The following is a 22,737-nucleotide window of genomic DNA, read 5'->3' as shown; positions in this document are numbered from 1 at the left end:
ATGCCGAGGATCGGGTCGTCGGTCCGGGGTCGGGCGGGGACCAGTCTCTCGGTCCGGGCGGAAGTGGGGTCATCAGTGGTCGATCCGGTCGGCGGTAGGGTCGCCCGAATCCTCCCAGTCGTGCGAATGCGGAGGGGAGTCCCCGAATGCGGGGTTGCGAGGGCAACGCCGGGTTCCCGTACCGTCGCTCCATGACCTTCGACCGGATGGCTGAGGCGATGGGTCTCGCACAGGCCGACATGCACACCTACGGTGCAGAGGACATGGAGGAGCTCATCTCCATCCTCGGTGCCCTCGATAGGGCGAATGGCGACATGGAGCCATGGCTCGTCCGCGGGAGCAGGTGGGAGTCGGTCATCGCGCTTCCGCGCAAGCGACTGGGCGGGCTCTCCAGCAGCGAGATCCCCATGAGTCCGGGCGTCCTCGTCTTCTTCGATGCCGATGTCCCGGTCTTCGTCGGGGAAGGAACCGGCCGGAACGGACTTCGAGGTCGCCTTCGCCAGCACCGAGCCACCGGTTCCAACCTCAGCTCGAGCACGCTCCGCGCGAGCGTCGCGGTCGAGGTGCTCGGAGTCAGTCGGTGGACCGCACGTCAGCGTCCGGGCGTCCTCCTCGACAGCATGGTCGAGGAGGTCAATGAGGTCGTGGCCGAGTTCGAGGTCGCTTGGATCGAGTGCGAAACACCTGAGGCGGCGCACGAGTTGAAGCACCAGCTCTGGATGCAGTACAAGCCGGAGCACAACATCCTCTGATCGTCGGCCAGGCGGGGGATGGGCTTCACCTGAGCCGCCTCCAGCCGCAGTTCGTCATGGGCGACGAAGCGCGCATGAACACGCTGGCGGTCGGGATGTGCGTTCGAGGTCCGTTTCAGATGTACCTCGAGCGCACAAATCGACCGTCGTTGGGGGATGCCGCGGGGCGGAGGTGGGCGGGATGCCGCGGTGCGGTGGGGCGGTGCGGTGGCGCGCGCACCGGGCGGATGCCGCGAAACCCGCCATTGACCCCACGCCCGCCCCACCGCTAACGTTCGAAGGCTGCGCACCCGCGCAGCATCCCGGAGACCTGCACGAGGAGGGACGAGCCGCCGTGTATCTGCAGCGCACGAATCGCCAGTCCTTCGTCGAGCCCGCGAAGCGCCGCCAAGAGCGGCGGTTTCGCACGCTCGAGCAGGTGCTCGAACCGGCACGCTGACGCCGCGCGGCCCGATGGCCGCGAGAATCGCGTCACCCCGTGCCATCCGAGGCCCGGGGTTTCCTTCCGTCTGCGCGCGACGGGAGTCCTCGGGCTCCGCGATCCGCACCGACCCGCCCGCCCGCGAACGCGGGAGCGGAGCGGAACGGTGCGACATCCGCAACGCAACCAGACAGGAAAGGACCATGGAGAAGCTCTCCGCACGGCTCGTCTCGTGGGCGAGCATGATCGACGAGAAGACCGTCGAGCAGGCCCGCACGTCGTCGACGATGCCGTTCATCTACCCGCACATCGCGCTGATGCCCGACGCGCACCTGGGCCTGGGCGCCACGGTGGGGTCGGTCATCCCGACGCTCGGCGCGATCATGCCGGCCGCGGTCGGGGTCGACATCGGCTGCGGCATGATCGCGGTGAAGACGCAGTTCGAGGCATCCGACCTGCCCTCCGACCGGAGGGAGCTCCGGGAGCAGATCGAGCGCGCCATCCCGCTGTCGGCCGGTCACGCGAACCGCACGGTCGTCGCGACCGCCGAGCCGCGGATCGCCGAGCTCGAGGCGCTCGCCGAGGCGAAGGGGTTCGACCCGGCCAGCTACCGGGGCGATTGGCGGCTGCAGCTGGGTTCGCTCGGCAGCGGCAACCACTTCATCGAGGTCTCGCTCGACGAGGCGGATGCCGTGTGGCTGTTCCTGCACTCCGGAAGCCGGGGCGTGGGCAACCGGATCGCGCAGCACCATATCCGGGTCGCGCAGGAGCTCTGCCGGAAGTGGTGGATCGACCTGCCCGACACGGACCTCGCGTACCTCGTCGAGGGCACGCCGGAGTTCTCGCGGTACATCGCGGAGCTGCGGTGGGCGCAGCACTTCGCGCTGCTGAACCGTGAGGAGATGATGGACCGGGTCATCCGGCAGGTCTCGGAGTGGGTCGGCGTGCCGGTGGAGGAGCGGGAGCGGATCAACTGCCACCACAACTTCACCGAGAGCGAGGAGCACTTCGGCAAGCGGGTGTGGGTGTCGCGGAAGGGCGCGATCCAGGCCGATGCCGGGCGGCCGGGCCTGATCCCGGGTTCGATGGGTACCGCGTCGTACGTGGTCGAGGGCCTGGGCGATCGGATGTCGCTGAACTCCTCGCCGCACGGCGCGGGCCGGACGTACTCGCGCTCCGCCGCCCGGCGGACCTTCACGCAAGAGCAGCTGCGGGAGGCGATGGCCGGCATCGAGTTCCGTGACACCGACGCGTTCATCGACGAGATCCCGGCAGCGTACAAGCCGATCGATCGGGTGATGGCGGATGCCGCGTCGCTCGTACGGGTGCGGCACACGCTGCGGCAGGTGGTGAACGTGAAGGGGGACTGAGGGGTCCCGTCGCGACCGCATGAAGGGGTGACGGATGCCGCGGCTCGCGCCCGCTCGGAGACGGGCGGGTGCGGGTCACGGCCAGTCGCGCGATCGGGTAGGTGACACATGGGTATCAGTATTGCTACCCTTGTGTCATGCCATACGGGGTCGCTGAATTCGCCGCGAAGCTCGGGGTGTCCCGAGCAGCGGCGTACAAGCGCGTCCGGAGCGGCGCCGTTGGGGCTTACCGGGTGGGCTCGCAGTGGGTCGTGCCCGAACAGGCCTTGGCCGCGCCGCAACCGTCCGCACGGCCGATGTCCGCTGCGAACGCCGAGATCCTGCTCGCGGCGATCTCGAACGGTCGCGTCGCCGCATCCGACCCGGTGGTCCGGCGGAGGATCGCCGAGAAGGCGGGCCTCGTGCGGTCGGGCGACGTCGACGCGCAGCGGTTCTGGAGCTGGGTCAGGGCGCGCTCGTCCCGCCTGGCGCTCGGCGCCAGCGCGGCGGACCTGCCCGACCTGCTCGACGACGTACGTCTCGTACGGTCGGGGGTCTCCGACCCGCGCGCCGGCCTCGCGGCATCCGCTGTCGCCGAAGGCTACGTGTCGCCCGCAGATGTCGACGCCCTCGTGAAGGACTACCTGCTCGTCGAGAGCGACCGCCCGAACGTCTGGCTGCACGTGGCCGACATCGCGCTCGACGATGAGGGCCGCGCTCCGATCGGCTTCGTCATCGCCGACCTGCTCGACCACAGCGGTGCGCGCGAGCGCGGGCAGGCGGAGCAGCTGATGAAGGAGCTGCGTCGGTGAGCGACGACCCGCCCCTGATCATCCTTCCGCCGCTGGCCGGCGCCGCTGACGAGTCCTGGGCCGGGATCCTCGATCTCGCCGACGAGGTGCCCGACGGGTGGTGCCTGATCGGCGGATTCATGGTGTTGCTGCACTGCCTCGAGCGTGGCGCGGTGCCGACCCGGCCCACCGATGACGGGGATGCAGTCGTCGACGTCCGCGCACGTCCGACAATGCTGCGGGACCTCACCGGGGCGCTGGTGCGTCTCGGATTCGCGGCGGACGGGATCACCGCCGACGGGCACCAGCACCGATGGATTCGCGGGACTGCGTCGATCGACGTCCTGCTTCCCGACGGGATCGGTGAGCGGGCCGGACGAGCGACCGGCGTCGGCGGCGCCACCACCCTGCAGGCACCGGGAACCACGCAGGCGCTCGATCGCGCGAACCTCGTCCGCGTGCGGCACGGGGATCGCGTGGGAAGGATCCGGCGCCCCGACCTGCTCGGAGCGCTCGTCGCGAAGGCGGCGGCGGTGAGCATTCCCGACGGCATTCGCGGCCAGCGCCACATCAGCGACTTCTGCACCCTCGCGCCGCTCGTCGGCGCCCGCGATCTTCGCGCGCTGACGGTCAAGGATCGCCGACGGCTTCGAATCATGCTCGCGAAGACCGAGGCGCATCCAGAGCTCGTCGCCGCCGTCGATGGCGCGGTCGAGGGTCTGCGGCGAATCGCGCTCGCGATCGAGTACCGCGCGGCGAACGCTGGGACCTCATTTCGGGGTCAGGGCGTTATTCGACGACCACCCCGGCAAGGCCGCCCACGTAGCGACCGCAGCGCCCAGCAGACCCGAAGAACCGTTGTACCGCGGTGTTCGGCGGCACGATCGCCTCCATGCGCAGGCATTCGGCGATGACGGATGCCTCGGGGCGGCGGTTGGCGAGAGATGCCGCTTCGGGCGCGCTCATGGCACGGATGTCTCGATGACACCGGTCGACGACGCGAACGTCGCCGTCACTCCCGAGGGGCCGATGAGCGTGAGCGAGTATTCACGGCGGTCACTCGAGGTCGAGTAGAGCACCTGGGTCCCGGGCAGAATCGTCGTGAGCTGCGTGCCGTCGGGTAGCAATAAAGCGGTGCCGTCGGTGGTGATGGCGAGCGACGCCGGCCATGGGGTATCCGCCTGCGTGCGTTGGCCGATGAGGACCGTCGCGAGTCCGATCGACTGCGCGAGTTCGATGCGCTCGGCCTCGATCGGGTCGCTCGGGCGAGAGGTCTCGGCGGGCACCTGGACGGCATCCGAGTTCGTCGTCGAATCCACGCCAGCGGGTTCGACTCCGACCGGTGAGGCTGCGCCGGACGAGACGGCCGAGCCGCTGGTCCAGTGCGCTGGAGCGGGCAGCACGACGTTCACGGACGCGAGGGAAATGGCGGTGAACGCGTAAGCCATCACGGCGATCGTCGCGATGCCCGTCGTGATGCCGGTGATGGCGAGGACCGAACGACCGCGTCGCGCACGCCGATACCTCGGAATCGCCATAAGACCCGCCCAGACGGCTACTGCACCGAACCCGGCGATCCACACCATTCGAGTAGGAGCGGGGGCCAATGGAGCGAGCAGGCCGATCACGAGCGACGCGGCGCCAAAGACCAGGCTCGTCCAAGCGAGCAGGACACCCCACCCGAACGCGTCGACGTGGCCCGCGCCGCGGATCGGGCGGCGCCCTGACGGTACCGATCGCGTCGGTGAGCTGGAATCGGGTGGGGACCAGTCTCTCGGTCCGGGCGGAGGTGGGGTCATCACTCGTCGATCCGGTCGGCGGTAGGGTCGCCCGAATCCTCCCAGTCATGCTGACGCGGAGGGGAGTCCCCGAATGCGGGGTTGCCGCGAAGGCCCGCAGCCCAGCGCTGTTTCCATTGCTGACCTCCAGCGTCGGCCTCTCGCGCGAACCGACAGAACCCGATATCCGCGAGGTGAACGATCCGTAGGTAGATCCCATTCCGGCAGGAAAGCGCGACCCCTAGTAGGCGAAAATATCGCCTGACCCTCGCAAATCTGTTAGAACGCGGATTGGCAGGTACTCGAAGGATCGTTCCGCCAAACCTGCGACGCCCGCGATTAATGCCTTTGCCATTAGAGCCTCGAACAACTCGTGAAGGTGCCGAACATCCTCTACCGCATAGGCGATCTGATCATCCGAGAGCTTCGGTGTTGACCAGTCCGACGTACGAATCTGATCCTTAGCGATTCGGACCCCGAGCTCGGCCCGGAGGAGATCCTGCAGGCTGTAGGACGTCGCTCCGGGACTGACAATTTTTGCCAGGACCTTTGTGCAAACGATATTCAGCGGCCGCGCTCTCCACGCGTGGACCATGAAGCTTAGATCGAAGGGGGCGAAGTGAAAGATCTTGCGCAGCGCGGGAATCTCCAGGAGAGTAACAAGATTCTCTGGCGTCTGGCCGGGCTTGATCTGAACGACAGCTGTCTCCCCGGACGGTAGTGCGAGCTGCACGGTACCGATACGATCGTGCCGCCAATCGAGGCCTGTCGTCTCAATGTCCCAAGCGACACTGCCCTGCTTCCGAGCCGCGAGAAAGAACTCGCTGTCGATGTCTCCTTCGACCAGTGAAGGACTGGGAATAGTGATCATTGGATCGCTCCTTCTGCAGCGGGGACTTCGCTTGAGATACGAAATACCTCATCAAAGTCTGCTTGAACGAACTTGGCGAGATCTCCACCGCGTACCCTTACCACCGGGATTTCTGCGATCTTCGCTTTTCGATGCGTATACAGGGTCATGACGAGATCTGCGTCGAACTTGTAGGCGGCGTAAAGAGGTTCACCCTCACGGTAGTACACTCGAATGTCCGCGCCGCCTCTAGCCTTGCGCAGGGAAAGGTAGCGACTCGCGGCCTCCTCGATACGAGCCTTTACCACGTCCTCTGTGGTGAAGAACCGCTTGGCCAGCGCTGTCATTACCCAGTCGCTGCCTGGGTCCGGAAGTGCTACCCGGAGCTTCCGGCCACGCTTGGCCGCAAACGCTTCGAGCGCAAGCTGGCGTGAGCCTCCGCTCCAGGTATATCCGTAGCCATGAATGATATCGACCTGCGACGCATGCTCGAAGAGCCCCTTCCAATCGACGCTTTCCCAATCCATGGAAAGTTCACGCAATCCCCAGTTCTGTGCAGACTCGCCAACATGCTGCAACTCGAGAACCTCCTCTGCGAACATTCGATTTCCGCGCAGTCGCCAAAAACCCGTCACCGCGACGGCGAGCAGCATCGCGATCGCGATGTCTTTGACAACCCCTTGCCACCATGGATCGGTCAGGGGCGGTCCAATGACCAGAAGAAGGAAAAGCGCGGCGGCGATCGCGGCAACGATGAGTGATCCAAAGGCCCAGTTGTTGCGGCTACGCGTCATCCCCACATCGGCCACCATAGATCCTTTCTAGCTGGAGGGTCCGACATCAGCGGGCGTGTGCCTCACGACGGCTGCCTCTAGGTCGGATGGCGGACCACTCTGGCGGCCCCGTCTCCCAGGGTTGGCTCCTGGATGAGGTTCTCCCGCGTGAGTGCCGACTCGATGCACCCACGCCCGCCCGACCCCGAGCGACAGCCGACGTGCAGGTATGGTCGCGGACTGTACCGGACCGATCTGTCTCCCGAACACAGCGTGGATCACCTGGCCTGCTGGCTTGATCCTCGATCGCTATCGCAGTGGGACGGGCGGCAACAGTCGCGAACGGCAGGAGGCGCGACGTCGAGGCTCCGACGGGTGGCTCGAGCGTGCGCAGGGCTTCATGGGCGCTCGAGGTCGATCTGGATGCGCCAGTAGTGGCGATGGCGGCCGAGCTCGGCCTGCCCAGATCGGCCTGGTTAATTCAATCACCCGCCTTCCGGCGTATGTTGGTGTTGAAGGCGTGCAGTGAGATGCAGGTGGGGGCGCGCAATTCCGTTGCAGTCCAACACACCATTCGTATTGAATTGAGGGAAGAATTACCGATGACTCCGGCAAAGTCGATGCTCACCAACAGCTCGGACGAATTGCCCCTCGCGCGCCTTCTCGGGAGTGGAACCATATTCTCAATCCCGTTCTTTCAGAGACCCTACAAGTGGTCTCCGGATAAGATCAAGGAACTCAACGAAGATATCAAGGCTCTCATCGATGTTCCTAATGATATCCACTTCCTTGGCGCGATTATCACGCACGGGTTGCCGCGCAGCAATTCAGCCGACGTTTCCGTTTCTGAAGTCATCGATGGACAGCAGCGGCTGACGACCGTATACCTATACGTGTGTGCGGCCGTGAAGGTAATGCTGGAGAACGACGCACTGGAAGATGCCCAAAGCTTCTTCGCCAAGTTTCTGACGATCCAGCTCAACACGAAACAGCGTTCAAACTTGGCCCTGCATCCGAGTCATGAGGACCGCCGACAGCTCAACGCGATTATAGATGATCTACTCGATACCCGGTCGTTTGCAAAGCACCTTGGCGCCTTCGCGTTCAAGCGACTGTCTGTTAGCGGCACGGGCCCTTCGCGAAGTGTGCTTCGCAACAACTACAATGCGGCGAAGAGATTCATGAACGAGCAATTTGATCAGGGCGGCGTCGCTCGTGTTGGTGAGGCTATCAATGGGCTGCTTGAGCGAATGACCGTAGTCCAGATTGAGATTCAGGACCCGACGAACGGTCCGAAAATATTCAATAGTCTCAACTCGCGACAGGAACCGATGACTATCGGAGATCTGGTGCGAAACGACATCTTCGCGCGGGGGCCCGCCGAGGATGCAGATGAGATGGAGCGCGTCAATGCCGAACTTTGGCAACCATTCTATCAGCGATTCATCGCGGACCGCCTCGGCAAGGATGTAAACTATTTCGACTCGTACTTCTTTCCGTTTGGACTCGTGCATGATCCGAATATCACAAAATCTGACGTCTACACGCGGTTGAGCGAGAAGTGGAAGGGCTTTACGCCGAGAGAGGTAATCTCCGAGCTTTCTGAGTACCAACCAGACTTCATGACCATAGTCACGGGGAAGAACGTCGCGAAGCATGGAAAGGATGTCTTCGCCGCATTCGGGCGCCTGGCTGCGTCTGGTGCTCCGTCCTCGTCCTATCCGTTCCTTATGTCCGTTTCGCGCGCAATCCGAATGGAGAAACTAGTCGATCATGTAGCACTCGATATATTGACGCTGGTGGAAGCATTCCTGGTTCGACGTGCATTGTCAAGCATTGAGCCGACCGGCCTTCACGCAGTGTTCAAGCGTCTCTGGGTGGAGAGCGGGAACCACCCGAACGCTGAGTCGGTCATGACCGCGATGAAGAAACATAAGACGGTGAAATGGCCGACTGATTCTGACGTTAGGGCAGGAGTTCAGGCTACGCCGATGTACCGGTCTGCAGTGTGCAAGTACTTTCTTATCGAGTACGACCGCGGGCTTGGGGGTGACCACGTCCAATCTCAGCCTTGGGTCGAGCACGTGCTACCGGACGCCTGGTCTCCGAAGCAGTGGCCGTCCGTCTCCCGCGATGATCACAACCAGCTGAAGGACGTCCTTGGCAACCTGCTTCCGCTGACCTCCGAAATGAATGCGGAACTAAGCAATTCGGCATACGCTTCCAAGCGCCCTGTGTACTCGCGCGACTCAGTCTTTAAGAGCGCTCGCATGCTAGGTGAGGCCAATGAAGACTGGAACGCCGAGACGATTGTGGCCCGCGGCAAAGAAATGGCGGATTGGGCAGTGACGAGATGGATGGATCCATCGGTTCAAACGGGCTCGGAGTAGGCGCTGCAGCGACGAGCGCTGAGGCACCGATCCCATCGACCAGAGCTGTAGCGTTCGGCATGTAGGCCGCTGCTCCACCAGGCGGGCTGTGCACGCTATGGGGACGCTCAGGTTGTGGTTGGGTTGGATGGCTCCAGGCGAACTGTGCGTTCGATTGCGTCAGCCACCGCGTCGGGCGACTCGTGTTCCCAGAACCGCAGCACGGACCATCCCGCGTCCCGGAGTGCGTCATCAGTCTCACGATCGCGTAACTGGTTCCCCCGCAACTTCGGTTCCCAGTACTCAACGTTCGAGTGCGGAATGTGCCCGTGCTCTGGGCACACGTGCCAGAAACAACCGTCGATGAACACAGCGATCCTTCGGCGAGTGAAGACGATGTCGGCAGTACGAGGCAACGCCACCACTGGGCGGGTGTGAACGCGGTATCGGAGACCACGTGCATGGAGGAGTGACCGCACCGCCTTCTCGGGTGACGTATCCCGCGAGCGGTTCGCTACCATCGATCGCCGGACTCGCTCGTCAGTCCCCAATGACTCCACGTTCCGATGATTCCAGAGGGAACGCGGTTGCGCCCATCTACCGACGCTGACTCGCTGCGCGCAAGAGTGCGGCGACGTCGGCGGGTGTGATCCATTCGCCGCGATGACACATACGATGACAGTTTGAGCATACGAGCGCGAGGGACTCAAGTGACGTCTCCGTCTCCCCAGTCACGTGAAGTGGGGAGACATGATGCACTTCGATGTAGCCTTCCCCGCGTGGACCGTACGCTGTAGAAAACTCGAATCCACAGGCCTCGCAACTCAGAGACCCTCCGTGTGCGAGCACCGACTCGATCTTCTTCCGGCGAATTGTCGAGTTCCGCTCACGCCGCCGGGCCACAAACTCGAGGATCCCGCCCTCCCACGCGGTTGCCTCATCGTCGATGTCAGGTTGAGCGTCGGGATTCACAAGGGCCTCGCCAGATACAAGCGCGGCGCGAATCGCATCGGCTCGATGTCCCATTTCTTCGGGTTTCTCCCGGAAGGCGCGCACGACCTCACGGTCATGCGGCCCGAATCGGGTCGGCTTACCCCGATAGGCCTCATCCGCCGTAAGGAGGTCGTAGGTCTTGCGCTGGATACTCGAGGGGCTTCTGAAGTTCTTCGGCAGAGTTTCACCAGGGTGGAGTTGGGCTCGTCTGAGCAAACTAGACAAGTCTCGGGCCTCGCGAGACGTGGCGCGGATGGCGTTCCAGCCGTTCTTTACGACCAGATCTCCCGCAAGGATCACTTCGTCCCGGTGCCAGCGAACCATCAGATCGCGAGGTCGAGCGGTAGATCCGAGATATCCCGTAGCCGCCTACCATCGACGAGGGTCTGGAGCATCTGCTGCGCTTCACTATTTCCGGAGCGCTTCGTTGCGGCCGTCAGTTCCGGAAGCGCGAAATGGTACACCGTGTCGACATCACCTGTCCCGAGCGCGAGAGAAGCCAGTCGTGTAGACGACGGCTCGCCCGTCACCACGGCGATGTGAGGAGTCCGGCCCTTGCGGTTGCGGATGATGTTCAGTGCCTCACTTCGCGCGTTCTGAGCTCTGTCGCTTCGCAGGGTCCACTTGCATGAGACGACCGCGTGAACGATCCCGTGAGTCTGGTTCGCTTGCCGAATGGGCGAGAGTCTAGCGGTCGAGCCATCTACCACAGACGTTTGGTTGTTGATGTGCGAGTCCGATTCTGGCTTCCGAATGACGATGACGTCGGGCGAAATATCGTAAGAGTTTCCGAGCACGCTTGCGAGCGTGGGGCTCATCTCGATGGCCTGCGCCAGATCGTCTAGGTGCCGATAGGGCTCGTACCTGGCAAGGTGGTAGACGCCGCGAGAGCCACCCACATTCTCAATCTCCCACGTGCCCGGTCTAAGGGCTCCGAGATGAAGAAACGTGGCGCTTAGAAACGACTGGACCGCAGCTTCGAAGCGCTTGCCAGCGACCTGCCCGTCGAGCCGCTTCTTGGCCCGCGATGCGCCCAGCTGCTTCGCTATGTCGAGCCCGACGTCTACCGAGAATTTCTGGCCAGAATCGGAGTTTGAGGCACAGTCGAACGGCTGCTTCTTCTTGTCCTTGGGCTGAACTTCGGTAATCACGAGCGTACTGCTTGCTATGAGCTGCTGATGAAATGCGTGCCGCTCATCCGTAACGATGGCGCTCATGCGGCGGCAGAAGCCTTGCCTGCATTCAGCGCGGCAGCGATCTGCGATCCGACAGCTCTCGCTACAGGCGGGGGGAAGGCGTTGCCTACTTGACGATAGGCATTCGTCTTCGCGCCACTGAACCTCCAAGAGTCCGGAAATCCCTGCACCCGTGCTGCCATACGGACCGTCAGCCGCGGGTCTCCCACGAAACCGGGTTCGGGTGCAGCCTCGGCAATCGTCGAACCGTTGACACCGAGTTCAGCCCACGCGCGTCGTGCTCGAGTCGGTCCGAGATCCGGCCCGCCGTGCTTCTTTGAACCGCCTACAAGGGTCGGTGCGATCCTGTCAGCTCGGTTCGCCCAGGCGGTCGCGCCCTCCCAGCCGTTCTCTGCCATAAGATCCAGAAGCAGCTTCCCCACGGTCGGCGCAGCATCAGGACGCGGCTCCGGGAATTCGAAAGAGGCGTCGACGTCATCGCGCAGTCCGACCGCGATGACACGAGGACGCAACTGGGCAACTCCGTAGTCTGACGCTTGCAGGAGCCGCCACTGCGTCCTGTAGCCAAGCCGCCGCAACCTGCGGGTTACGCCATTGCGGTAGTCCTCGAAGACGGGATCGAGCAAACCGCGAACATTCTCGATCATCACCGCGCGGGGTCGAGTAACGCGAACGAGCTCGATCATGGCGGGGAATAGATCGCGCTCGTCCGCAGCCCCTAGCTGCTTCCCCGCCTTGGAGAAGGGCGGGCAGGGCACGCCGCCAGCGACTAGATCGACCCCGGCGTACGCTGAAGCGTGTGACTTGATCCAGCCGACGACGTCGCCCTCGATCACGTTCCAACCCGGACGATTGTCGCGTAGCGTCGCGCACGCATGCTTGTCGATCTCGACAGTTGCCAGATGCTCGAAGCCTGCTTGCTCGAGGCCCAGAGCTTGGCCGCCCGCGCCCGCGCAGATCTCGATCGATGTCAGTGCAGTAGTCAACTTCTACCCTTCCTACAGAGACCATACCCAGGGCCCACCGACATCGTTGATGGGCGCACCGGGCTGGCACAGGTGACACCCGCCGCTGGATCGGTTGTCCGTCGACGCTCGATCGCGCCGGGTCTTGGTCGGTCGGTAGGGTCGATGCGTGCCTGACTTCCCCTGGTTCCTCGCGTGGATGCAGGATGCCATCGCTTGGGAGTGGGTACGCACTGCATTAGCCGCGTTTATCGGTGCCGTGCTCGGTGGGATCTTCACGCTTCGCGCGCAAGCGAACGCCAGTCGTGATCAGGCGGAGCGAGACAGCGTCGCACGCGAGAATCAGCTGATGCACGCAAGGCGTGTGGCTGTCGAGAAGGACATGCAGGACCTTCACGAGAAGTTCGTCAAGCTAGTTGCGGCCGTCGACACTAGTCCGCAGACGATCCTTCACATGGTCGGGCAGGAACCGTGGGCTCCCTTGTGGAAGGAGATCTGGACTTACGACACGAGAATCGGAATGCGATCTCAAGCAGATCTGATCCCAGTCGCAGAGGTGCGATCCCAAGTCGTCCAGATCGTAGAGTTTCTGAACGATGCTCGGGATCACTCTTGGGAGAGTGCATGGCACGGCGCGCCTGAGCGTTCGCTGCGCCGCCTGGCCGGCCAGCTCGCAGCTGAGGGGGCAGAAACGATGGCTGCATATTTGCGTCATGACGACCACCGGACGCGACGAACTCGACTCCTAAGTAACCTCCAACGCGAAGCCGCGGAGTACAGCGCATGGGAAAGCCACGAAGTCGAGCGTTCCGAACTCGAAGCAGAACAGTGGTACGAGAATGCGACACCGCAGGAGCGAGCTGAAGCCGACGCCAATTTCGCTGAGTTCTTCACACGCCCACGAGGGGAGGCACCCGATGATCGTGAGGACCTTTCGCCGAATCCTGCTGCACGCCCGCCCGGTGAGGCCCACGGAAGGCCCCGCTCTATCTGGGTTCGATGGTTTCCAGGTTACGGTCAGTACCTGCGCTGACCAGGCCGACTCGTTCCACTAGGCATACGAAGTAGTGCCAGCCGCGCATCGCCGTCGGCTCGTTAGTCTGGCGCGACACGTGGGATCCCGACCAGAATCGCTCCTCTCTCAGGGGAAACACGTCTGTAGAAGCAGCCGGGGGAGGTCGACAGCCTTCTCCGCGGCCGAGGCGTCCTCTGGGTGCCTCGGCCGCATTAGCGTCCGGGCCCACCCCGATGCATCCGCCCCCACCAAGGAGCATGATCCTCACGTAACCATCGAACCCGGCCGGCCGCCCGCGCGCGGCGCCCAGCGCACGCGCGCGCACGACCGCCATCCCGAACGGAGGGGAGCGGATCATGGGCATGATCGACGGCAAGGAGCTCGACCCGGCCGAGGCGCCGGAGGTGCGACGACGCGTGGTCGTGAAGGTCACCGATGCGGCGCGGCGCGAGCGGGCGCTGAAGGAGCGTCCGGGTGAGCGGCGGGCGGGGGAGCAGGAGGACGACGTCGGGCGCGAGCTGATCGATGCGGTCGCGGTCCTCGGGGATGTGCTCGCGGAGTACCAGCGGCGGATGGCCGGGGAGGCGTACCTCGAGCCGATGGTCGGGCGCGACGAGCGCGAGCGGCTCGGGCGGGGGCGGCGGGCCCGGTTCGACGGGTATGCGGCGATCACGGTGCGGGACGAGGCATCCGCTGCCGAGCTCGCCAAGGAACTCGACGCGCGCGACGACGTCGAGACCGCCTACGTCGAGGGCGGGCCGACGCCACCGCCGGTGAACGCGGGCGACGACCCGCGCAGCGGGAACCAGGGGTACCTGGATGCCACGCCCGACGGCATCGACGCGCGGTGGGCGTGGGGTGCGACGGATGGCGCGGGCATCGGGTTCGTCGACCTCGAGCAGGGGTGGACGCTGAACCACGAGGACCTCGCGGCGGCCGGCATCACGATCATCTCGGGCGTGAGCCAGGCGTACCACGGGCACGGCACGGCGGTGCTCGGCGAGGTCGTCTCGGTCGACAACACGAGGGGCGGGGTGGGCGTCGCGCCGGGGGCATCCGCTCGGGTCGTGTCGCAGTACCGCACGTCGACGAGCTACAGCACCGCGGCGGCCATCATCTCGGCGGCCGACGCGATGTCGCCGGGCGACGTGCTGCTGCTCGAGGCGCAGACCACCGCGGCCGGGTCGTCGACGTCGTACCTTCCGGTCGAGGTCGAGCAGGCGGTGTTCGACGCCATCCGCGATGCGGTCGACGCCGGCATCGTGGTCGTCGAGGCGGCCGGCAACGGCGGCAACGACCTCGACGACTGGACGGATGCCTCCGGCCGCCACCTGCTGAAGGTCGGCGACGACGACTTCCGCGACTCCGGGGCGATCCTGGTCGGCGCCGCGTCATCCGCCGCGCCGCACTCGCGACTGTCGTTCTCGAACCACGGCAGCCGCGTCGACTGCTACGCGTGGGGCCAGAACGTCGACACCACCGGCGACGGATGGACCGGCACCTCGACCACGGCGTACACCGGCGGGTTCGGCGGCACGTCGGGCGCCAGCCCGATCGTCACGGGCGCCGCCGTGCTGCTGCAGAGCTGGCGGAAGGCGCGGAAGGGGCAGCCGTTCTCGCCGGGAAGCGTGCGGTCGTGGCTCTCGTCCTCGCTCAACACGCCCAGCGCTGACCCTGCGTCCGATCGCATCGGGGTCATGCCCGATCTGAAGGCGATCTTCGAGCGGATCGAGTGGAACGACCGCTTCACGGGCATCGACGACCGGTTCGTGTACTGGGTGTACATCCTGTTCGGCATCATCGACGACGCGCCGGGCGTGATCTGGGTGCCGGGCAAGGGGCCGGTGCCGGTCGATCCCGACTGGCGGTCGCGAGCGGTGCGCGGGCGGCGCGAGCTGGTCGCGGCGATCGCGCGAGGCGCGCGGCCTCGACGGGCGGCTGACGGCGAAGCAGTTGGATCGGATCGCGGACAAGGCGTTCAAGCGGTTCGGTGCTTAGGGCGGGCGCCGGCCAGCTCAGGCTGCCCGTCAGAGCGGACGTGCAAGGCGCCGGCAACTAGCGGAGAACGCCGTTGGCAGCTCTGACGTATGCAGGGATCTGGAAAAGGTCGACGATCAACCAAGCGGCGATACCTGCAACGAACAGCCAGCCGAAGCCGGCGCCTAGTCCAATAAGGACCCATCCGCCCAACCACATTGCCAATTGCGTGAATGCGACGCCGGAATTGCGCAGGTAGAAATGGTGAGCGCCGAACCCACCGAGCAAGATGAGCAGCAGGTAGGCAATGCCACGTTCCTTGCGGGCAACTGCCGCCGGCGTATTCCTAGGCTCTTGAAGAGCCTCATTCGGAGCGTGGGGCCCCCACTCCGTTCCGTCCCACCATCGCATGCGGGCCGTCTCGGGCTCCGGGTACCAACCAGCTGCAGGAGGCTGCGCAGGCGCAGGGCTTGTGTCGCTCATGGCGCGAGGATAGCAATCCGGGTCCCTACGCGTCGGGCGCCTGCTGTAGCGCGCGCACCTCGATCGGCGTCCGAAGCGCACGCGACGCGCGCGTCGCCCACTCGACCGCCGTCCGCTCGTCGGCCGCCTCGATCACCCAGAACCCGCCCACGTAGAGGGGCGCCTCGACGAACGGCTCGTCGAGCACGCGCGGCTCGGCGCCCGAGGCATCCACGGTCTTCGCCGTCGACGGCGGGTGCAGGCCGCCCGCGAAGCGGAACGCGCCCGACTCCACGAGCGCGGTGTTGAACTCGTCGACCGCGGCCATCACGGCGGCGAGCTCGGCCGGGTCCATGGCCTGCATCGACTCCATCGTGGGCTCGTCGGCCGAGTCGTGGGGCATGGTCAGGAAGTACCGCGTCATCGGTCGGTCCTCTCGTGATCGGGCGGATGCCGCCCTCACTGAAGACGTCGAACGGGGCGCGGCTCGATCGACATCGCGGCCGACATTCCGTTCCGGATGCCCGCGACCAGCGCGCCGATCAGGCGCGGATACGACCGACGAGCTCTGCCAGCTCGGGGAAGCTGCGCGAGACGGTGACCCAGAGCGCGTCGGCGTCGACGCGGTCGTAGTGGTGCACGACGAAGTCGCGGTTGCGCGCGGCCTGCGACCAGAGCGGATCGTTGAAGTGCGACCGATCGGCGGCGACGAGGCGCTTCGCGAGATCGCCGACACGGTTCGAGAGCGCTTCGAATGCCAACGGGATCGCTGGATCGCGATCGAAGTCGGCGCGACCGCGGGCAACGAGAGCCGAGGCGGTCTCCAGCGTCGCGGCGAGGTCATCGAGCCAGCGCTCGATGCGGTCGGCCGGCCTCACAGGTCGACGGCCTCGGCGAGCACGTCGCGGTCGCGGTCCGGGTCGAGCGAGCGGCGCGACACGACGTCGACCGGCCGCTCGAGCAGCAACTCCAGGTCGATCTCGAACTGGGCGAGGTCGAAGAGCGACGCGTCGGGATCGGGGTCGACGAGGAGGTCGATGTCGCTCTCGGGAGTCTCGTGCCCGCGCGCGACCGAGCCGAACACCTGCACCGAGCCGATGCGATTCGCGCGAGCGAGGCGCTCGATGAGCTGCCGACGGCGGTGAAGCAGGTCGATCACCGGCTCCGCCGTGCGTTCGGCGGCGGGCGACGCCTCGCCGAGGGTGGCATACGGCATCAGCACCGCCTCGGGCTTGCGGTGCGATCCGATGACGATCGGATTCGCCGCTGCTCCATGCGCGCGGAACTGGCGGAGGAGGCCCGAGAGGCCGGCGCGCGCCTCAGCGACCGGCACGACCGGGGTGCCGGAGAGGTCGTCGAATGCGGCGGGCTGCATGGGGTCGATCGTATCAAAAATGTACAGAAATCTGTACAGATCGGCGCCAATGACGCGCGATCATCCGCTCGTCGGTACGGCCGGCCGCCGAGATGCCGCAAACGGATGGTTCGAAGCCGGCGACCCGACCATTTCCGGCATCTCGATCGGACGGCAGGCGTCAGCGCCGCGCGCCGTCGGGCGCCGTGCTCCACAGCGCCCAGGCCACGAGCACCGGTTGCAGGAACAGCCGCAGGAACCGCGCCCGGTCGGTGCGCATGAGCGGCACCGAGCGGCCGGTGCGCCAGTGGTGGACGTTGCCCGGGAACACCGCCACGAAGAACGCCGCGATCGCGAGGCCCACACGCTGGCGCTCGCGCGGCAGCGCCACCGCGGCGGCGCCGAGCATGATCTCGGCCGCGCCCGACGCGATCACGACGGCATCCTTGTCGGCCGGCTCGCTCGCCACCCAGTCGGGCACCGCGATGCGGAACCCCTTCCGCGCCCAGAACAGGTGCGAGAGCCCGGCGAACACGAGCATGCCGGCGAGCAGCCAGCGAGCGGCCGAGCGGATGACGGTGAGCGCGCCGGATCGGCGAGGGCGTCGGGTCCGGGCGGGGCGTCGGGTGCGGGTCGGCATCGGGCCAGTCTGGCAGCCGGGCTCACCGATGGGCGGCGGGCGACCCGCGCCGGTTCCGGCAGGGCGCCCCGCGCGCAGCGCCGCCTACTCCTCGACGCCGGGGTCGCCGCCGTCGAGCCCGCCGTCCGTCGACTCGCTAAGGGGCTGGGCGTCTCCGGTCTCCGACGTGCTGCCGTCGCGCACCTCGTCCGGATCCTCGGTGCGCTCCCGAGCGTCCTCGTAGCCGTCGGGTCGCTCGGGCATCTCGGCTGATCGATCCGTGTCGCTCATCAGCGGCTCCCTTCCTCGGGGACGGCGACGCGGTCGAGCCGCGCGGCCGTCGCGTGATCTCCGTTCCAGCCTCGCCCGATCTGCGCGGCACCGGCAGGGCTTGACACCCATCGCACGTCGCGTGCTGCCCCGACCACTCGCCGCCACCGCCACCGTCGCGCGAAGGGACGCGCTCCGCTCGTCGTGGTGCCACTTCTGCGCCTTTCGGAACCTGACTTTCCGGCGAAAGTGGCAACCCGCGAGGGCGACGAGAGGGCGCGGCGGGCCGCGGGGCGGGGCGCAGCAGTGGGTGGGCACGGGCGCGGCGGGAACGCGAGCGGAGCCGCGCGAGTGCTCGTGCACTCGCGCGGCCCCGTGGCATCCGCTGCCGCCCCTCAGCGAGGCGACCAGCACAGCCTCAGACCAGCGCCGCGTCCCGCTTCGCGGCCTCCATCCGCCCCAGCCGCTGCCAGGTCTCGACGACCGTGTCGGGGTTGAGCGAGATCGACGAGATGCCCTGCGCCATGAGCCACTCGGCGAAGTCGGGGTGGTCGCTCGGGCCCTGGCCGCAGATGCCGACGTACTTGCCGCGCGAGACGCACGCCTCGATCGCCATGCTCAGCATCTTCAGCACCGCGGGGTCGCGCTCGTCGAAGACGCGGGCCATCTCGGCCGAGTCGCGGTCGACGCCGAGCGTGAGCTGGGTGAGGTCGTTCGAGCCGATCGAGAATCCGTCGAAGTGGTTGAGGAACTCGTGCGCGAGCACCGCGTTGCTCGGCACCTCGCACATCATCACGACCTGCAGACCGTTCTGCCCTCGGACCAGGCCGTTCTCGGCGAGTGCCGCGATGACGGCCTCGGCCTCGGCGATCGTCCGGACGAACGGGATCATGATCTTGACGTTGGTCAGGCCCATCTCGTCGCGCACGAACTTCAGCGCCTGGCACTCGAGGTCGAAGCACTCGCGGAACCCCGGCGACACGTACCGCGATGCCCCGCGGAACCCGAGCATCGGGTTCTCCTCGTCGGGCTCGTACCGGTCGCCGCCGATCAGGTTGGCGTACTCGTTCGACTTGAAGTCCGACATCCGTACGATCACCGGGCCGGGCGCGAACGCGGCCGCCAGCGTCGAGACGCCCTCGGCGACGCGCTTGACGAAGAAGTCGCGCGCGCCGGCGTAGGGCGCGATGCGCGCTCGGATCTCCTTCGCCACCTCGGGGGCCTGGTCGTCGACGTCGAGCAGCGCCTTCGGGTGGATGCCGATCTGCCGGTTGATGACGAACTCGAGGCGGGCGAGGCCGATGCCGTCGTTCGGGGTCTGCGCGAAGTTGAACGCCTGCTCGGGCGTGCCGACGTTCATCATCACCGACGTCGGGATCTCGGGGAGGTCGCCGAGGTCGGTGTACTCGATCGAGTAGTCGAGCGTCCCGTCGTAGACGTACCCGGTCTCGCCCTCGCCGCACGAGACGGTGACCTGCTGGCCGTGGACGAGGGTCGATGTCCCGTCGCCCGTGCCGACGACGGCGGGCACGCCGAGCTCGCGGGCGATGATCGCGGCATGACAGGTGCGGCCACCGCGGTTCGTGACGATCGCCGACGCGATCTTCATCACCGGCTCCCAGTCGGGGTCGGTCATGTCGGCCACGAGCACATCGCCGGGGTTGAACTCGTGCATGTCGTCGATCGAGGTGAGCACGCGCGCCGGGCCGGCGCCGATCTTGTGCCCGATCGCCCGGCCCTCGGTGACGACCGTGCCGCGCTCGCCGAGGACGAACCGCTCGGTGCGGCCGGTCCGACGTGCGACGACCGTCTCGGGGCGGGCCTGCACGATGTACAGGCGGCCGTCGACGCCGTCCTTCGCCCACTCGATGTCCATGGGGCGGCCGTAGTGCTTCTCGATGCTCACCGCGTAGCGGGCGAGCTCCTCGATCTCGGCGTCGTTCAGGCTGAAGCGTCGTGCCTCGGGCTTGGTGACCGGCACGAACTCGACGGTGCGGCCGACGGTCTTCGACTTCGTGTAGATCATCTTGGTGGCCTTCTCGCCGACCGTCCGCTTCAGGATGGCGGGGCGGCCCGCGTTCAGCGCCGGCTTGTAGACCACGAACTCGTCGGGGTTCACCGCACCCTGCACGACGCCCTCGCCGAGCCCGTACGCCGACGTGATGAGCACGGCGTTCGAGAAGCCCGACTCGGTGTCGATGGTGAACATCACGCCCGACGAGGCGAGGTCGCTGCGCACCATCCGCTGGATGCCCACCGACAGCGCCACGTCGAGGTGCGCGAAGCCGTGGTGCACGCGGTACGAGATCGCGCGGTCGTTGTAGAGCGACGCGAAGACCTCGTGCACGGCGCGCAGGATCTGGTCGATGCCGCGGATGTTCAGGAAGGTCTCCTGCTGGCCGGCGAAGGATGCGTCGGGCAGGTCCTCCGCGGTCGCGCTCGAGCGCACGGCCCAGGAGACCGGGTCGTCCGGGTCCTCGCCCTCGGTGAGCGCCGCGTAGGCGGACCGGATCTCGGCCTCGAGGTCCTCCTGCAGCGGGGTGGCGATGATGTCCTCGCGGATGGCGCGGCCGGCGCGAGCCAGGGCCAGGGTGTCGGAGCTGTCGAGCCCGAGGAGGGTCGCGGCGATCCGGTCCTCGAGGCCGGTCTGGGCGAGGAACGTGCGGAACGCGTCGGCGGTGGTCGCGAACCCGTCGGGCACGTTGACGCCTGCGGCGCCGAGGTTGTGGATGAGTTCACCGAGCGAGGCGTTCTTGCCGCCCACCTTCCCGATGTCGTCGAGGCCGAGGTCGGAGAGCCAGAGGATGTTGGTGGTCACGGTGGACTCCCTTTCGTGAAACGGTGGGGACCGGTGTGTTCCGGTGATTCGAGATTGCCTCACGAACGGAGTGCCGCGATGCCAGATCGGCGCGAAAGAATTGCAGAATTTACGCGTTTCGTGCGGAAATGGCACCCTTGGAGCGCTTTGCACGCCAAGAACGTGTGAATATTTCGTGCGTATTACAGGATCGGATGCGTGGCGCGGTTCGCGGGGTCGTCAGGCCTCAGCGGGCGGCGTCGCCTCGCGCAGCAGCCGGAACTCGTGCCGGCCCGCCAGCCTGAGCACCCACTCGGCGGGCGGCCCGAACGCACGGAGGCCGGCATCCGTCGCCATCGGCTCGGGCGCCTCGACGGCGATCTCGCGGCGCTTCCAGCCGATGGTGCCGCCGCCCGCCGCGATGAGGTTGCGGTACCAGTTCACCTCGTCGCCGTAGGTGAGCTCGGCGACGAACCCGCCCGGCACCCGCGCCAGGATGAGCGGCGTCTCGAACGTGCGGCCGCTCCTGCGCCCCACGGTGCGCACGAACGAGAACGGCGGGATGCCGCGGCGCGCCATCCCCAGCGTGACGTGGTTCAGCGTGTGCTTGATGAACGTCAGCCACCCGCGCTTGAACCGTCGCATCGCCATGCTCCGACCGTACGGCGCACCGAGCGCGGCGTCGAGCGGATGCCCCGGGGGTTCGCGGCGCGCGCGGCGCCGTGCCGCGGCATCCGTCGTCGTCGCCGGGCCGGGCGGCCCTCGCCAGGCCTACCGGTGCAGGTGCGCCGGCTGCCCGGTCGCGCCGCGGATGTCCTTCTCCGCGGTGTGCAGCATGCGCTCGGCGAGGTTGCGGAGCGCGCGCGAGACCGCGAGCTCATCGCCGATCTCGGGCACGCTCGGATCGAGCGGATTGCGCTGCGCGTGGCCGTCGCCGGTCACGTCCATGCCCGCGGGCGTGCGCAGGCTGACGTGCGCCCACGTGGTGTCCTCTTGCTCGTCGATGTCGACGGTGACGCTCCACTGCTTCGTCGCAGTCATGGAACTCACCACCCCTCCCGGTCGGTTCCACGGCCAGCGTAGCCACGGGCCCGGAGGGCGGCGGCAAGTCCGTGCAAGGTGTCCACCCGCGCGGGCAGGGCCTGGAGTTCGCAGGATGAGACGGGCGATGGTCGCTTCGGCGGATGCATCGCGCGCATCATCCTGCGAACTCGAACTCGACCTCGCATGCGACCTCTCGACTACCCGCGCTACCGCCCCGCGCTACCGCACGACCCCGATCGCGAGCCCGTCCCACCCCTTCGCGCCCACGGTCTGCAGCGCCGTGGCATCCACCCGCGGGTCGCTGCCCAGCAGGTCGAGCCCCTGCCGCGTGCCGACCACCATCGGATCGACGCTGTCGGCGTCGGCGTCGGCGACCGCGCCGCCGCGCCCGATGTTGTCGACGACGATGACGGTGCCCGGATGCCCCAGCCGGATCGCCCAATCGACGTAGAGCGCGTTCGACTCCTTGTCGGCGTCGATGAAGACGAGGTCGAACGGATCCTCGCCCGGTTCGGCGAGGCGCTCGGCGAGGCGGGGCAGCGAGTCGGCGGCGCGCCCGACGATGATCTCGACCCGGTCCGAGACCGCCGCACGCGTCAGGTTGGCGCGGGCCACGGCCGCGTGCCGCTGCTCGAGCTCGAGCGTCACCACCAGGCCGTGGGGGCGGATGCCTCGGGCCAGGTGGATCGTCGAGTAGCCGCCGAGCGTGCCGATCTCGAGCACGCGTCGGGCTCCCGACATGCGGGCGAGCAGGGTGAGGAACGCGCCGGCGAGCGGCGTGACCTCGATCGCCGGGAGGCCCGCGGCGAGGGAGTCGCGGCGCGCGGCGACCAGGTCGGGGTCGTCGTCGAGCAGGGTCGCCGCGAGGTAGTCGTCGACGCGGCGCCAGTTCTCGAGGGTGGGTTCGGTCATGGCGTCAGCATCGTCCGGGTGGGGTGCGGCGTCAACGGGGTGCAGGGCGG

The 22,737-nt window shown here is 66.7% G+C and carries 24 protein-coding genes and 1 pseudogene; 8 read left to right on the top strand and 17 right to left on the bottom strand.

From position 1 onward, the window contains the following. Positions 1–191 precede the first annotated feature (191 nt). The 5 genes and pseudogenes from GJR97_RS12355 to GJR97_RS12340 all read left to right on the top strand — a co-directional run bounded on the left by GJR97_RS12355 (position 192) and on the right by GJR97_RS12340 (position 4,227). On the top strand, positions 192–752 hold the full coding sequence (locus GJR97_RS12355) for a hypothetical protein (protein WP_154346798.1): 561 nt from the start codon (positions 192–194) through the stop codon (positions 750–752). Between the two features lie 624 nt (positions 753–1,376). Beyond that, a complete protein-coding gene (locus GJR97_RS12350; protein WP_154346796.1) occupies positions 1,377–2,543 on the top strand; it encodes an RtcB family protein in 1,167 nt (388 codons plus the stop codon). A 137-nt stretch (positions 2,544–2,680) separates the two neighbouring features. Further along, a pseudogene (locus GJR97_RS18905) lies at positions 2,681–2,806 on the top strand (helix-turn-helix domain-containing protein); the annotation flags it as partial. A 33-nt stretch (positions 2,807–2,839) separates the two neighbouring features. After that, a complete protein-coding gene (locus GJR97_RS12345; protein ID WP_229276236.1) occupies positions 2,840–3,334 on the top strand; it encodes a hypothetical protein in 495 nt (164 codons plus the stop codon). Beyond that, positions 3,331–4,227 (top strand): hypothetical protein, encoded by an 897-nt coding sequence (locus tag GJR97_RS12340; RefSeq protein WP_154346792.1) that lies wholly within the window; start codon positions 3,331–3,333, stop codon positions 4,225–4,227. Before GJR97_RS12345 ends, GJR97_RS12340 begins: the two co-directional genes overlap by 4 nt. Before the next feature lie 48 nt (positions 4,228–4,275). Here the strand turns inward: GJR97_RS12340 and GJR97_RS12335 are convergent, their stop codons facing one another. The 3 genes from GJR97_RS12335 to GJR97_RS12325 all read right to left on the bottom strand — a co-directional run bounded on the left by GJR97_RS12335 (position 4,276) and on the right by GJR97_RS12325 (position 6,753). Beyond that, positions 4,276–4,851 (bottom strand): hypothetical protein, encoded by a 576-nt coding sequence (locus GJR97_RS12335; protein WP_154346790.1) that lies wholly within the window; start codon positions 4,849–4,851, stop codon positions 4,276–4,278. A 481-nt stretch (positions 4,852–5,332) separates the two neighbouring features. After that, entirely contained in the window at positions 5,333–5,962 is a 630-nt protein-coding gene (locus tag GJR97_RS12330; RefSeq protein ID WP_154346788.1) for a ribonuclease D, read from the bottom strand. Beyond that, a complete protein-coding gene (locus GJR97_RS12325; RefSeq protein WP_154346786.1) occupies positions 5,959–6,753 on the bottom strand; it encodes a hypothetical protein in 795 nt (264 codons plus the stop codon). Before GJR97_RS12325 ends, GJR97_RS12330 begins: the two co-directional genes overlap by 4 nt. Before the next feature lie 347 nt (positions 6,754–7,100). On the opposite strand from GJR97_RS12325, the gene GJR97_RS12320 reads away from it, so the two are divergent. Further along, on the top strand, positions 7,101–9,104 hold the full coding sequence (locus GJR97_RS12320; protein WP_154346784.1) for a DUF262 domain-containing protein: 2,004 nt from the start codon (positions 7,101–7,103) through the stop codon (positions 9,102–9,104). A 107-nt stretch (positions 9,105–9,211) separates the two neighbouring features. Here the strand turns inward: GJR97_RS12320 and GJR97_RS12315 are convergent, their stop codons facing one another. The 4 genes from GJR97_RS12315 to GJR97_RS12300 form a co-directional block, all read right to left on the bottom strand. After that, positions 9,212–9,643: a very short patch repair endonuclease gene (locus tag GJR97_RS12315; RefSeq protein WP_324613450.1), complete on the bottom strand. Its 432-nt coding sequence runs from the start codon at positions 9,641–9,643 to the stop codon at positions 9,212–9,214. A gap of 37 nt (positions 9,644–9,680) precedes the next feature. Beyond that, on the bottom strand, positions 9,681–10,109 hold the full coding sequence (locus tag GJR97_RS18900; RefSeq protein ID WP_407643599.1) for an HNH endonuclease: 429 nt from the start codon (positions 10,107–10,109) through the stop codon (positions 9,681–9,683). Between the two features lie 290 nt (positions 10,110–10,399). Next, positions 10,400–11,293, bottom strand: a complete 894-nt coding sequence (locus GJR97_RS12305; RefSeq protein ID WP_154346779.1) for an NgoMIV family type II restriction endonuclease — start codon at positions 11,291–11,293, stop codon at positions 10,400–10,402. Further along, positions 11,290–12,258, bottom strand: a complete 969-nt coding sequence (locus GJR97_RS12300; protein WP_154346777.1) for a DNA cytosine methyltransferase — start codon at positions 12,256–12,258, stop codon at positions 11,290–11,292. Before GJR97_RS12300 ends, GJR97_RS12305 begins: the two co-directional genes overlap by 4 nt. A 148-nt stretch (positions 12,259–12,406) precedes the next feature. Here GJR97_RS12300 and GJR97_RS12295 point away from each other — a divergent pair, with 148 nt between their 5' ends. Both GJR97_RS12295 and GJR97_RS12290 read left to right on the top strand, forming a co-directional pair. After that, positions 12,407–13,270: a hypothetical protein gene (locus GJR97_RS12295; RefSeq protein ID WP_154346775.1), complete on the top strand. Its 864-nt coding sequence runs from the start codon at positions 12,407–12,409 to the stop codon at positions 13,268–13,270. A gap of 338 nt (positions 13,271–13,608) precedes the next feature. Beyond that, positions 13,609–15,336: a S8 family peptidase gene (locus tag GJR97_RS12290; protein ID WP_229276235.1), complete on the top strand. Its 1,728-nt coding sequence runs from the start codon at positions 13,609–13,611 to the stop codon at positions 15,334–15,336. Here the strand turns inward: GJR97_RS12290 and GJR97_RS12285 are convergent. The 10 genes from GJR97_RS12285 to GJR97_RS12240 all read right to left on the bottom strand — a co-directional run bounded on the left by GJR97_RS12285 (position 15,308) and on the right by GJR97_RS12240 (position 22,687). Beyond that, on the bottom strand, positions 15,308–15,712 hold the full coding sequence (locus tag GJR97_RS12285; protein WP_154346998.1) for an NINE protein: 405 nt from the start codon (positions 15,710–15,712) through the stop codon (positions 15,308–15,310). The two genes, GJR97_RS12290 and GJR97_RS12285, sit on opposite strands and share 29 nt — an antisense overlap. 25 nt (positions 15,713–15,737) lie before the next feature. Next, a complete protein-coding gene (locus tag GJR97_RS12280; RefSeq protein WP_154346773.1) occupies positions 15,738–16,115 on the bottom strand; it encodes a YciI family protein in 378 nt (125 codons plus the stop codon). Between the two features lie 118 nt (positions 16,116–16,233). Beyond that, on the bottom strand, positions 16,234–16,569 hold the full coding sequence (locus tag GJR97_RS12275; protein WP_154346771.1) for a HepT-like ribonuclease domain-containing protein: 336 nt from the start codon (positions 16,567–16,569) through the stop codon (positions 16,234–16,236). Then, positions 16,566–17,066: a nucleotidyltransferase domain-containing protein gene (locus GJR97_RS12270; RefSeq protein WP_229276234.1), complete on the bottom strand. Its 501-nt coding sequence runs from the start codon at positions 17,064–17,066 to the stop codon at positions 16,566–16,568. The genes GJR97_RS12275 and GJR97_RS12270 overlap by 4 nt, the downstream gene beginning before the upstream one ends. Before the next feature lie 160 nt (positions 17,067–17,226). Then, a complete protein-coding gene (locus GJR97_RS12265; RefSeq protein ID WP_154346769.1) occupies positions 17,227–17,685 on the bottom strand; it encodes a DoxX family protein in 459 nt (152 codons plus the stop codon). Between the two features lie 84 nt (positions 17,686–17,769). Beyond that, positions 17,770–17,955: a hypothetical protein gene (locus GJR97_RS12260; RefSeq protein WP_154346767.1), complete on the bottom strand. Its 186-nt coding sequence runs from the start codon at positions 17,953–17,955 to the stop codon at positions 17,770–17,772. A 397-nt stretch (positions 17,956–18,352) separates the two neighbouring features. After that, positions 18,353–20,752 carry a phosphoenolpyruvate synthase gene (gene ppsA, locus GJR97_RS12255; protein WP_324613449.1) on the bottom strand — a complete coding sequence of 800 codons (2,400 nt, stop codon included), beginning with the start codon at positions 20,750–20,752 and terminating at the stop codon, positions 18,353–18,355. A gap of 219 nt (positions 20,753–20,971) precedes the next feature. Continuing rightward, positions 20,972–21,382 carry a PNPOx family protein gene (locus GJR97_RS12250; RefSeq protein ID WP_154346765.1) on the bottom strand — a complete coding sequence of 137 codons (411 nt, stop codon included), beginning with the start codon at positions 21,380–21,382 and terminating at the stop codon, positions 20,972–20,974. Between the two features lie 120 nt (positions 21,383–21,502). Continuing rightward, positions 21,503–21,772 (bottom strand): DUF1876 domain-containing protein, encoded by a 270-nt coding sequence (locus tag GJR97_RS12245; protein ID WP_154346763.1) that lies wholly within the window; start codon positions 21,770–21,772, stop codon positions 21,503–21,505. A 222-nt stretch (positions 21,773–21,994) separates the two neighbouring features. Beyond that, a complete protein-coding gene (locus tag GJR97_RS12240; protein WP_154346761.1) occupies positions 21,995–22,687 on the bottom strand; it encodes an O-methyltransferase in 693 nt (230 codons plus the stop codon). Positions 22,688–22,737: the final 50 nt, after the last annotated feature.

This window comes from Agromyces kandeliae (assembly GCF_009674665.1).
GTDB classification, from domain to species: Bacteria; Actinomycetota; Actinomycetes; order Actinomycetales; family Microbacteriaceae; genus Agromyces; species Agromyces kandeliae.
This window is presented reverse-complemented; position numbering and strand designations above follow the sequence as displayed.